Annotated in this window: 6 protein-coding genes; 4 read left to right on the forward strand and 2 right to left on the reverse strand. The window is 40.5% G+C overall.

From position 1 onward, the window contains the following. Positions 1-71 precede the first annotated feature (71 nt). The gene (locus ACVWYN_RS03290; RefSeq protein ID WP_457287394.1) at positions 72-1,220 is read left to right on the forward strand and encodes a redoxin domain-containing protein; all 1,149 of its coding nucleotides are present in this window, start codon (positions 72-74) and stop codon (positions 1,218-1,220) included. 277 nt (positions 1,221-1,497) lie between these two features. On the opposite strand, the gene ACVWYN_RS03295 is transcribed toward ACVWYN_RS03290, so the two are convergent. Further along, the gene (locus ACVWYN_RS03295; RefSeq protein ID WP_457287395.1) at positions 1,498-2,025 is read right to left on the reverse strand and encodes an OmpA family protein; all 528 of its coding nucleotides are present in this window, start codon (positions 2,023-2,025) and stop codon (positions 1,498-1,500) included. A gap of 99 nt (positions 2,026-2,124) precedes the next feature. After that, positions 2,125-3,153, reverse strand: a complete 1,029-nt coding sequence (locus ACVWYN_RS03300) for an LLM class flavin-dependent oxidoreductase (RefSeq protein WP_457287396.1) — start codon at positions 3,151-3,153, stop codon at positions 2,125-2,127. Positions 3,154-3,249: 96 nt separating this feature from the next. On the opposite strand from ACVWYN_RS03300, the gene ACVWYN_RS03305 reads away from it, so the two are divergent. From ACVWYN_RS03305 to ACVWYN_RS03315, 3 genes are all read left to right on the forward strand, one after another. Further along, positions 3,250-4,350, forward strand: a complete 1,101-nt coding sequence (locus ACVWYN_RS03305; RefSeq protein ID WP_457287397.1) for a glycoside hydrolase family 88/105 protein — start codon at positions 3,250-3,252, stop codon at positions 4,348-4,350. Positions 4,351-4,511: 161 nt separating this feature from the next. Next, positions 4,512-10,700, forward strand: a complete 6,189-nt coding sequence (locus tag ACVWYN_RS03310; RefSeq protein ID WP_457287398.1) for an alpha-2-macroglobulin family protein — start codon at positions 4,512-4,514, stop codon at positions 10,698-10,700. Positions 10,701-10,748: 48 nt separating this feature from the next. Continuing rightward, positions 10,749-13,100 carry a gliding motility-associated C-terminal domain-containing protein gene (locus ACVWYN_RS03315; protein ID WP_457287399.1) on the forward strand — a complete coding sequence of 784 codons (2,352 nt, stop codon included), beginning with the start codon at positions 10,749-10,751 and terminating at the stop codon, positions 13,098-13,100.

Genomic DNA, 13,100 nt, shown 5'->3' on the forward strand with positions numbered 1-13,100 from the left:
AGCCTGTTATCATCTTATATTTGCTATTCAATAAGAATGATACACTCTACATTTAACTCTATAAAAAGACTATGAAAAGAATAATTTTGGCGGCTATTTGCATATTGCCAGTTGCTGCAATGGCACAGCATGGCTTTACTGTTAAGGGTAAAATTGCAAATTTGAATGCCCCTGCTAAGGCTTACCTAAGTTATAGAGCAGGTTCAGAACAAGTATTGGATTCTGCTATACTTAAGAATGGAGAATTTAGCTTCTCAGGAAAAGTAACCTCTCCATCTTCAGCCATTATTAGGGTAAAACACGATGCAGCTATCGCAGATCCTGCAAAGCGTAATGCTATAGATGTTTTGAGTCTCTATCTTGAAAACAGCGATATTTCATTGACTGCTTCGGATTCAGTAAAGAATGCAAAGGTCAAAGGATCATGGGTAAACTGGGATAGCCAGCAGTTAAAAAATACTTTGAAGCCCTATACTGATCAAATGAATGTGCTTAATTCGGAGTACAACAGTAAGACCCCAGAAGAACGTAAGGATAAAGCGTTTATGGATGGACTTAATGCAAGGGCAGATGAGATTAGTGTTAAAATAACTGAGGTGAACCGTAGTTTTGCTTTCGCAAACACTAAGAATTATATCGGACTTGTCGCTTTTCGTAATTATATGGGTTATGATGTAGATGCCGAGAAATTTACATCAGAGTTCAATCGTTTTTCACAAGAGGTTAAAAATACAACGCTTGGTCAGTCTATTGCTAAAACCTTAAATGCAGCTAAATTGAGTCAGGTTGGTCAGATGGCTATGGATTTTACCCAGAATGATGTGAATGATAAGCCAGTCAAGCTGTCTGATTTCAAAGGAAAATACGTGTTACTAGATTTCTGGGCATCGTGGTGCGGCCCTTGTCGTGCAGAGAATCCTAATGTGGTAGCCGCGTTTAAAACTTATAAAGACAAAAATTTTACAGTGTTGGGTGTTTCTTTAGATCAGCCAGGTAAAAAAGAAGCATGGCTACAAGCAATTGAGAAAGATGGTTTAACATGGACTCATGTTTCAGATCTTAAATTTTGGGACAATGCAGTTGCAAAGCAATATGGAATTCAAGCCATCCCTGCTAATTATTTAATTGATCCAACAGGTAAGATTGTTGCGAAGAACATTAGAGGAGAAGAGTTGCAACAAAAACTTAGCGATTTGCTGAGTGGTGAGAAGGCGAAGTAAAAGGAAAAATAACCGTTCTCTTCGAAGGCTGCATTAACCGCGATGAAGAACCGCGATGAACGCTAATGCCTTTTCAGAGAAGGTAATTTTTCTTCTGGACGGGTAAATAAAATATAAGCACTTAAAATACATGGTAAATAAAAGGCTTGGAGATCAGTTCCAAGCCTTTTATTATTGTCGTTCTGCTTCCCTGAAAATTCAGTGTCTGGGAGAGGGCATAGCGTCTTTCCCGATTTTTCATCGGGAATTATGCAGCCCGAAAGCAGATCACTTAATTTTAATCTCTCTTTATTTCAACCCTTCTATTCATAACCTTACCTGCTTCAGTTTTGTTGTCAGCAATTGGTTTAGACTCTCCATAGCCTTTAATTGTAAAGTTGTCACCGCTAAGGCCGCCATTTACAAGATATGTTTTTACAGAATTAGCTCGGTCTATCGAAAGCGACATATTTCTTTCTGCCGATCCTTCAGCAGATGAATTGCCGTTTAATACAAATGTTGCAGATGGTTCTTTTTTGATCTCAGAAATTACTTTATCTAAAGTAGGGTAAGAAGAAGTCTTCAATACATCCGAGTTAAATTCAAACTGTACATTGCTAAAGTTAAAATCAGGTTTTGCAACCGGTACCAGTACCACCTTTTCTTCAACTGGAGCAGGAGCAGCAGCGGGTTTTTCGGCCGGAGTTTCTTTTACTACTGGCGCCGGTGCAGGCTTTGCAGCAAGTTTTTTCGTTTTGCAAGAGTAAAGGGAAATACTTAATAAGCCCATTACCGCGGGCATTAACATCATTTTTGTTAGTTTCATTTTTGTGTTTTTTGATTTAAAGGATAATAATTGCAAGCATGGATCATGAAGTAGATTTTGCGATACAAATATTGTAACAAGACAATTATAATAACGGCATTAAATGTGTTTTCTTACAACAGGAGCTACTTGAGTACCAAAAAGTTCGATAGAATGCATCAATTCAGCATGTTTAATGCCTCCTACATCCATTTGTGCCAGGAATCGCGTATGCCCAAAAAGCTCGTATTGATAGAGGATTTTATCGATCACCTGCTGCGGACTTCCGACAAGTAATGCCCCTGAAAGGGTAGTGCTCTGATCAAATTGCGAGCGTGTAAATGGCGGCCATCCCCGTTCTATTCCTAATTTGCTCATCGTTCGTGCATAGCTAGGATAAAAAGCTTCAGAGGCTTCTTCTGGCGTTGCGCCAACAAAGCCGTGTGAATTTATGCTGAGTTGTATTTTGTTAGGGTCATGACCAGCCTGTTTCCATTCATCCCGGTAAAGCTGAACGAATGGAGCAAAATGAGCGGGGTTTCCCCCGATGATAGCTATAGCCAATGGCTGTCCAAGTTGCGCTGCGCGCACAATGGAACTTTGTGTTCCACCTACGGCTATCCAAATCGGCAGCTTATCCTGATACGGCCTTGGATAAATACCCAGGTTCTTAAAGGAGGGCCTAAGTTTACCATTCCAGCTTACAATTTCTGCTTCATTCAGTTTTAACAGTAATTCCAATTTTTCTGAAAAGAGATTATCGTAGTCCTGCAAGTTAAAACCAAACAGTGGAAAGGATTCTATAAAAGAACCACGACCAACCATAATCTCTGCACGGCCGGCCGATAGTAAATCTACTGTAGAAAAACCCTGGAACACCCGAACTGGATCATCAGAACTTAATACGGTAACTGCGCTTGATAACTTAATGTTTTTGGTTTTTACGGCTGCTGCCGCAAGGATCACCTCAGGTGATGATATTACATATTCAGGCCTATGGTGTTCACCCACTGCAAACACATCAAGACCAACCTCATCGGCCAGTACAATCTCTTCCATCAAATCGCTGATTCTTTGTGCGGCAGATAATGAGCTGCCTGTAACAGGGTCTGATGCGATATCCCCAAACGTGTATATTCCTAATTCCATTTCCCCCAAAATTAATATTTATGATCATTAAGTCCTTATCAGGATGGTTTTTAAAATAATTATTGCTAGGTTTAAAATGCCGAATTAAACAAATTTATGAAACGAATTTTAGTAACGCTACTTTTTGTAGCCTATTCTAGCTTATCTTTTTCCCAGAAAAGTGCTAAATTACTACCCGATTCTATTCTTAAGAATATGAAGAAGGTTGCCGACTGGCAAATCAATGAGTTTAAGGAAGGTAAAGTAAAAATCCCTAAAACGAACTGGGAAAATGGCGCACTTTACGCAGGTATGGTGGCATTAACTAAAGTTGATGCTGAAAAGAAGTATGATGAGTTTTTAATAGGGATTGGCGAAAGTAACAACTGGAACATGGGCACCCATAGGCTTTTTGCAGATGATTACTGTGTTGCACAAATGTACACTCAAATGTACATGAAACATAAAGATCCCAAAATGATCGCTAAATGGGTAGCGCTTGCCGATACCATTGTACAACATCAGTATAATGAACCATTAAAAGTTGCACCAGACCTTAATTGGAGAGAATGGGCTTGGTGTGATGCGCTTTTTATGGGGCCACCTGCACTTGCTTATCTTTCAACTGCAAAAAAAGATTTAAAATACCTGAAGAAAGCAGACTCCCTCTGGTGGAAAACGTCTGCCTATTTATATGATAAAGATGCCCATTTGTATTACCGCGATAGTCGATTTTTCGATATGAAAGAAAAGAATGGAGATAAGGTATTTTGGTCGCGAGGTAATGGCTGGGTTATGGGCGGATTGGTTAGGGTAATGGAAAACATGCCAAAGAACTTCGCTAGCCGTAAAATGTATGAAACCCAATTTAAACAAATGGCAGAAAAAGTGGCTAGTTTGCAACAGGCAGATGGAAGCTGGCACGCCTCTTTACTAGACCCCACTACCTTTAGTGAAAAAGAGACCAGCGGAACAGGTTTCTTTTGCTACGCAATTACCTGGGGAATAAGGAAAGGGCTTTTGCCTAAGAAAAAATATCTTCCCGTGGTAGAGAAGGCATGGTCTGCGTTAACATCATCTATTCATCCAGATGGTAAACTAGGCTATGTTCAAAAAGTGGGCGATATGCCAGGTGCTGCTGGTTATGATAATACCAATGTTTACGGTGTTGGCGCCTTGTTGCTGGCAGGAACTGAATTGTACCAAATGACAAAGTAATAATTTATTATTTAACTTACCAATATGGTATGGATATGCCATGTTCAAGTGCTTTGTAAGGGTGAAACAGCAGTTCGCTTTGCCTATTGGGAATCTGAAGATTCAGGATTTTGGGTATGAATATGCAATGCCATTACATCTTAACATTAAAACAACCAAATATGAAAAACGCTCTACGATTTATATTTTTAATCTTAAGCCCTTTTGTGTTCTTGCCAACTGTACAAGCACAAAAGGGTTCTTCTGACCAATTTCGTAAAGATTTTGACAAGGTCGATTCCCTTGCGACAATAAAGAAAAATGATGCAGCCCTGGTGCTTATTAATGACATCAGTAGCCGGGCCAGAAAATCCGGGAATACCCAGGCCATTATCAAAGCGGTAACATTAAGAATGTTGTTTCAGAGTTATCTGAAAGGAAATGATTTGACCAAACACATCGCTTCATTAAGGGAAGATGTTGCTCAGGCTAAGCAACCAGAAAAGAGCATTTTACAATCTATTTTGGGCGAAGCCTATTGGGTTTATTACACTCAAAATGCCTATAGAATAAGCCAGCGAACAGATGTTCAGGGAGATACAGTTGGAGACATTACCCTTTGGTCGGCAAGCAAGTTACAACAAGAAGCCATCAAAACTTACCTGGTTTCGGTTTCTGAAACTGCAACATTACAGGCAGTAAGCGTAAAAAATATTCCAGACATCCTTGTAGGTGATACGACTACTAGTTATCTCAGACCAACCTTATATGATGTATTGGTGCATCGTGCACTGGCCGTTTTAACAAATTATCAAATTAAACAGCAACCCAATAATACGTTATCCTTAAGCGTAGAGAACATCTATAATACCTTACTAAAATACCATTTGGATCATGGTAATAAAGCTGCAAGTGCAGATTTAGAGTTGTTGTGGATCAAGAGGCAACATAACCGTGATGTAGATCAAGCGGAGTATTTGGGTAAGCTAACACAATTGCTGGGTAAAGCAGAAGGTACGGAGATTTACACAGACGTTTTGGTTGAAATGGCCTCTGTTTATTTAGTGCCTGGTCGTGATATCCCTGAGAAAACACGACTTACCACAGCAATGGAGTTTTTGGAAAAGGCAATCAAGGCCTTTCCTGAAAGTAATGGTGCTAAGCGGGCTCAAAAGTTAGTTAACGATACAAAGGTAAAATCGCTAAGGATAGATTTAAACGCTAGCAATATGCCTACTGCACCCATTAGGGCGCAGTACTATTACAAAAATGTAGATTCTATTTATGTTAAAATTTATAAGGTTTCTGCGCTAAATGAAATAGCTTATTTTGATAATAAAAATAAATATATCTCCTTTTTGAATGCAAATACGCCTGTAAAATCCTATGCAATCAAGCTACCTAAAGAGATCGATTATAGGTATCATACTACAGAAGATTACTTTGATGAATTGCCTTTGGGCAATTATATCTTGATTGCCCAAAATCATCAAATTGCAGATACGCTCAATAAAGAACTCGTTAACAGCGCAGCTAAATTCAGTGTTTCTAATCTCGCTGTCTCCAATAGAGCAACAATCAATGGCGATTTATATAAGGTGTTGGATAGCCGTACGGGTCTTCCCCTCCAGGAAGTCAAAATAACTAAGGTATATTACAACAATAAGAGTGAATTGGCTACGCCTAATTCGATTGTTATTACTGACCAAAACGGGAATGCAAATTCACCAGCTAATCAAAAAAGTGGTTATACAATTGTTGCATTGGGGAAGGATACTACAATATTAAATTTCTCTGGAAACTACCCGAGATATAGGCCTGGACGGCTCAGTGTAATGTTTTTTAAAGACAGGCCCATCTATCGTCCCGGACAAAAGGTCTTTTTTAAAGGGCTTGTTGTACAGCGTAGCGACTTTAGCAGTAAAATTATGCCGGGGGAAGAAATAGAGGTAACCTTTGAGGATGTAAATGGTGAAGACATCCAAACCAAAACCTTCACGACTAATGATTATGGCACATTCCAGGGTTCATTTGACATCCCTATGGGGAAACTAAATGGAGAAATGACAATATCAACTGATTTTGGCGAAACGAGGGTGCAGGTCGAAGAATACAAAAGGCCAACATTTGAGGTGCTTTTTGACCCTTTAAAAGGTAGATTGAGGTTCAACGATACTGTAACAGTCACCGGAAAAGTAAAAATGTTTTCTGGCTATAATGTATCTGGAGCAGATATTAAATACACCATTAGAAGTAGTGGTCAAGACATTCCTGGTGGTACTACAATCACGGGTGCAGATGGTGCTTTTTCCATTAAATTCCTGGCAGTTGCAGGCAAGGATAAAACCACTACTCGTTATGATATTAGTTTAGATGTGACAGATAAGAATGGAGAAACCCGGTCTGCAGCGAAGAATTTTCAAATTACTGAAAAGGACCTGAATGTTTACTTCTCCAGGTTTCCATCTAAGATGAGGTTAGACCAAATGATTGATACTATGGTTTTATCGGCCAGTAATGCCAACAATGGACCGGTAAAAGTGAAAGCTACTGTACGCTGGGTGGTGCTGCAGGCACCAGAGCGACTTACCTTGAATACTGGTTTTCAAATGCCAGAATATTATACCCACAGCAGAGCAGATTTCATTAAAGCCTTTCCATATCTCCAATATGGAAACGAAGCAGATAAATCCACCTGGAAGGAACTGCCAACTAATATTAGTCAATCTGGAGTTAGTGAAGGCCGGGGAATTATATTTCCAATTAACAGAAATGAGCTTAAGCCCGGTTTTTATAAAGTATATGTGGAAGCCATTTCAGAGTTTAACGATACAGTTAAAACCAATCAAATGGTTCGTTTATACGATAAAAAGCCAGAACCAATACTTGAAATAGAGGAATGGGTAATTGCCGAAAACAACTATTTAAAGCCAAAGCAGGACGCAGTGTTCAGACTGGCTGGCTTGCCGGAATCAACCATTCAATACGAAGTACTATATAAAGATTCAGTAATGGAAAGCGGTGTTGTAAAAGTTGGACCAACTCAAACTAGGTTGACTATCAATACCAAAGCGAGCTACCAGGGTAGTTATGCCGTGCAGTTTACTATGGTGAGGAATGGTGTTTTGATGGAAACCACACAACAGATTTTTATTGATGATGCGGATAAGCAATTGGAAGTTAAGTTTTTGAGCTTTCGAGATAAACTGGATCCCGGAGAAAAGGAAACCTGGAAGCTAAAGATTAACAGCAAAGCCGGGAATGCGAAAATGGCAGAGCTGGTTGCAACACTCTATGATGCCTCCCTGGAAAAGTTTCGCCAAATGGATTGGGAGTACTATAGCGGTGATTTTCCATATTATCAATACAGATGGGCGTCTAGATTATCTGAAAAGGCCTATGGCTACTCGCTAGGCTTTCTTACCATGAAATCTTATTTTCCGGGTGTTCCTACCCGGGGCTACCAAAATCTGGATTCCCGGGGATATGAGTATACTGGCCCAATCAATAGGGGATTTTCCAAATACCTGGATAATATAGCTATAGAACAAGGAAAGCGCGATGTGATAGCGGGCAACAAAATTCTTAAAGCGCTGGAAAAAGGTAATAGCTACTATGGAATGGTAACGGATACTGCAGGATATGCCTTGCAGGATGTCGCCATATTTTTAAATGGTAAAGCGGTAACATCTACCAGTAAGTACGGATTATATAGCCTAAAGGCTAAACCTGGCGATCGGATTACCATTAAGGGCATCGGTTTTACGCCATATACAGTAAAATTAAATGCCCTTAAAAGATTGGACGTCACCCTTAAAGATGCAGGCAATAAATTGTCAGAGGTTGTAATAAGGGGCTATGTTAAACGCACGCGCGAAGCTACCACGGGCTCCAGTTATATCGTTTCTGGCAAGGAAGTTCAAGATGTGCCTGTTGGGAATGTCGAGCAATTACTGCAAGGTAGAGTCGCCGGTCTAAACATCCAAAACAACAGAATGCCGATGGAAGAAATAAAGATGAAACTGGGCAATAAGCTGATGAATATCATTCCACGAACCAATTTTAGTGAAACAGCCTTTTTTTATCCCCAGCTTCTTACCAATGCCGCCGGCGAAATCAGTATAGAATTTACCATTCCGCAATCGTTAACCCGATTTAAGATGATGGGCTTCGCCCACACTAAAGACTTGAGTACGCTTAAGTTTAGCAGAGAGTTGATCACCCAGAAACAGTTATCCATTTCGGCTAATGCCCCTAGGTTTTTCCGGGAGGGAGATACCATTTTGCTATCTGCCAAGCTCAATAACCTTTCAGGAAAAACATTAAAAGGAAACGCGGGCATAGAACTTAGAGATGCGGTTAGCGGGAATACCATTAATATTTTCCAAAACAACACCACAGCAACCAAGAAATTTGCTTTAGCCAATGCCGGAAGTCAGGCCCTCAGTTGGTCGCTTGTCATTCCAAAAGGCATCAGCGCCATCACGTATAAGGTAATTGCTGCATCTGGGAAATATACAGATGGAGAGGAGATGACCCTTCCAGTACTCACCAATGCGATGTTGGTAACAGAAAGCATGACACTAAATGTTAGGGGCAATGAGAAAAAGATATTTAATCTGGATAAGCTGATCAAATCGGGGAGTTCTAATACCATGCGCAACCATGCATTAACACTGGAGTTCACGTCCAACCCGGTATGGTATGCGGTACAATCGCTTCCTTATTTAATGGAATATCCCTACGAATGCGCAGAGCAAACCCTAAGCCGGTTTTATGCTAACAGTTTCGCAACGGGAATCATAAACAGTTCTCCAAAAATTAAGGAAGTATTTGACCAATGGAAACAACCCGGCAGCGAAGCACTTGTTTCCAAGCTGGAGAAAAATCCAGAGCTTAAATCAATCTTATTAGAAGAAACCCCATGGGTGAGGAATGCAGGAAACGATGCAGAGCGGAAAAGGCGACTGGCGGTATTGTTTGATCTCGACAGGATGACCGATGAGCTTAAACACAACTTTGATAAACTGGAAGGCATGCAAAATGCCGATGGTAGTTTCCCATGGTTCAACGGGATGCCTGCAAACAGGTATATTACCCAGCAGATTGTGTTGGGTATGGCGCAATTGAAATCCCTGAAACTAGTGGATGAGAAAAGCTTTCCTAAGTACAATACCATGCTCAATAAGGCCATTATTTGGCTGGACAATCAGTTTTCTAAAGACTTTAAGGAAAAGAATAATGGCAATTATAATTACAACCTGCCCTTGCATTATCTATACGCCAGAAGCTATAGCAAGCAGATAAACAATGGCGCCGAATTTTCAAAAGCGCTAAATGCTACTCTTAAAGACGTGGAAAAGGACTGGTTGCAGATGAGCATTTACGAGCAAGGCCTTTCTGCATTGGTATTGCAGCGCAATGGTAAGCATGAAGCGGCATTAAAAATTGTGAATTCATTAAAAGAGCGTGCCGCCCAGAGTGAAGAGGTAGGTATGTACTGGCCTGAAAATAAAAGTGGCTGGTGGTGGTATCAAAGTGATATTGAAACCCAGGCGCTGATGATTGAAGTGTTTGATGAAGTTGCAGCAGATGATTTATCCGTAGAGGAAATGAAAATCTGGTTATTGAAACGTAAGCAAACTACAGAATGGAAAACCACCAAGGCCACAACCGCAGCCTGCTATGCGTTGCTGATGAGGGGTTACAACCTGCTCAGTGAATCGGCAGCTCCAGAGATCGTTATAGGGGGCAAAACAATTGCCCAGCTTGGAATTGATGAGCCTAAAAAGGAGGCCGGTACCGGCTATCAAAAATTTACTATTCCCGGTAAAGAGGTAAAACCAGAAATGGGAAGCATCAGTGTTAAAAACAACAACAAAACCATCGCATGGGGAGGAGTGTATTGGCAATATTTTGAACAGTTGGATAAAATTACACCGGCGGCCACAGGTGTACAGATTAAAAAGGAATTATTTTTAAGGGTAAAAACAGCAACAGGAGAAGTGTTAACCCGGTTGACGCCAACCAACGTATTAAAAACCGGCGATCTGATCAAAGTGAGGATTGAAATACATTGCGATAGAGATATGGAATACTTGCACCTTAAAGATATGCGGTCGGCAGGTTTTGAGCCGGTAAACGTCATATCACAGTACAAATATCAAGATGGCTTAGGTTATTATGAAAGTACAAAGGATGCATCTACCAATTTCTTTATTGACTATATGCCAAAGGGAACCTATGTGTTTGAATATCCATTAAGGGTAAACAATGCAGGTAGCTTCTCTAATGGAATTACCACCTTGCAAAGCATGTACGCACCAGAGTTTAGTACACATTCTGATGGGATAAGAGTAACGGTAAAATAGTAGAAATTAACCAAATGGAATAGTCCATCAATTTTATTAAATTGCTTAGTGAATTTAACTAAATTATTTACGCTCTTGTTCCTACTGCTCCCCGGGGTAGGATTCTCTCAAGCACCCAGCGTCGAGCGTACTTATCCAATTGGCGCCATGGTTAAGGTTATTGTTTGCACAGATGATCTTACTGTATTTGCATTATCTGCAACGGGCAAAGTTTGGTATAAGAAAGTTTATGATCCAGACTTTACCCCCTATTTACCTGCTAAAAACTTAACAGTAACTGATTTGGCAGGTTATAATTATAACGAGATGTATTTCCTGGGGGCTCCTGATGTTATTTATGCTATTGTTCTGGGCATTCCACAACCCATAAAAGTACTGAATGCAGGTGTAACTAAAATCAACGATATAGCCATTGTAAACGCAAAAAGAACTGATGCAGTGAAGGGCTATTATGGCAAAAGGGATTTTTTGGCGGTGGCAACAAACAACGGGATGTACCCCATTTTTAGAGGAGATATTTTGGCAAGCCAAAGATATGAACGTGCCCCTGCTGCACTAGGAGCTGAGGGTAACTGGCGGATAACCAATTCAAGTTTTGAGCGCTTAGATTTTCAATACGATGATGCAACCGCAGCTACCTGTTATCCAAATGCAAAGCATTCTTATCATGATCCAGCTTTTGCGCCTACTATTTTGCCCGAAGATCCTCCATACTCTGCTAAGGTGAATTGTACACTATTCGAGAACGTATCCTACGGCGCAAGTATTAGTGACCGATTAAAATATTGGGGTACAGACGACGGTTTATTTTTAAAAGTTCTGGGTACTTGTGATGCTCCGATAGCCCGTTTTTTACCAGGTTTTGTAGTCAACGATTTGGAAGAACTGGAGCTTTTTAAGGGTATTTTAGATTATCGGGTTATCTATGCTGCGACAGATAAGGGACTTTACTATAGCCAGGGAACGGGATTAGTCGGCTCGGAAACGCAGAACTTTGTGCCTGTAGAGGGCATTCAAGAAAAGGTTAGTAGCTTCGCTGTACAAGTTTACAGGCCTGGGGATGAGATAACGGACGAATCTGTTAAGATATGCCAGCTGACCATTTGGGCGGCGACAGAAAATGGCATTAGACAAATTAAGATCTCAACTAGTCAAGGTATTGACGTTGGACTTCAGCTCAACTATCTTCCACTTCCAATGGGTGGTGATGGTAGCGCACCTGTTTGGAATTTTTGTGGAAATGAAACTGTTAATATCAAAATGAGTCTTAAGTATGTGGATCTGAGCAAGTATATGATCAGGTGGAGCGACAGGGGAGTATTTGTAGATGCCTTGCAAAACAAGACTTCTGTAGACGTGCCAGCGGGAGAATGGAGGTGTCATGTTATTACGTTGTGCGAAGGTTCTGAATCTAAATCAAATATCTGTTTCATTCGTAAAACTCCAGATTATACAGTTTCTATTGGCGCCGTTGGTAGCCTGTATACTTGTCCTGGTGGTTCGGTAAAACTTTTTACTGATCCGATATATGCCGTTCAATGGCAAAAAGACGGAGTGAACATTACTGATGCATATAATTCAAATTATATAGCTACTGAAGCTGGGAAATACAGAGCTACGGCATATATGTGCGGCGACCGTTATGCATTCTCCAAGGAAGTAGAAGTTTTTATGGAAAGTATTCCAACTGTCGCTATTGTCAGGAGCAGCACCCAATCCCTCTGCTATGGCGAATCTGTAAAACTAACCGCACCAGATATAAGTGGCGTAACCTACAAATGGAGTAGCGGTGAAACGACAAGGGAAATAGAAGTTAAAAAAGCAGGAAACTATTCTGTAACTGTATCCAGGGCTGGTTGTAATGAAGTCAGCAATACAGAAATTGTAATCATTGCTCCTCAAATATTTAAAGAGTCAACCACCAATCTTAAAATTTGTATAGAAAGGCATGAGTTGCTAATCCTTACTGCCCCTGCTGGTTATCCGGTATACATCTGGAACGGTCAGCGGACCACAAGCAATACATTTGATGTAACAGAGGTAGGTCAATATGTTTTAAGAATTGAAGATGCAGCGGGCTGCTCGGCAAGCATGACTTATGTAGTCGTTCCCGGCTGCTCAGAACTTGATTTATCCAAGGCAATTGTTGCCAATGCTTTTAGTCCGAATGGGGATGGGGTAAACGACACATGGGTGGTGCGAGGTCTTGATGACAACCCTGATGCCAGAATTACCATTTATAACAGGTATGGTATAGTGGTTTTCAAAGGCAAAGGTGATAGCCTGATATGGGATGGAAAATACAATAGCCAAACATTACCCATCGGTATCTATTACTATAAAATATGGGATGCCAAAAGCTCCAAAGCAATCAAAGGATCAATAACGTTGATCAAATAA

The organism is Pedobacter sp. UYP24, from assembly GCF_054057295.1.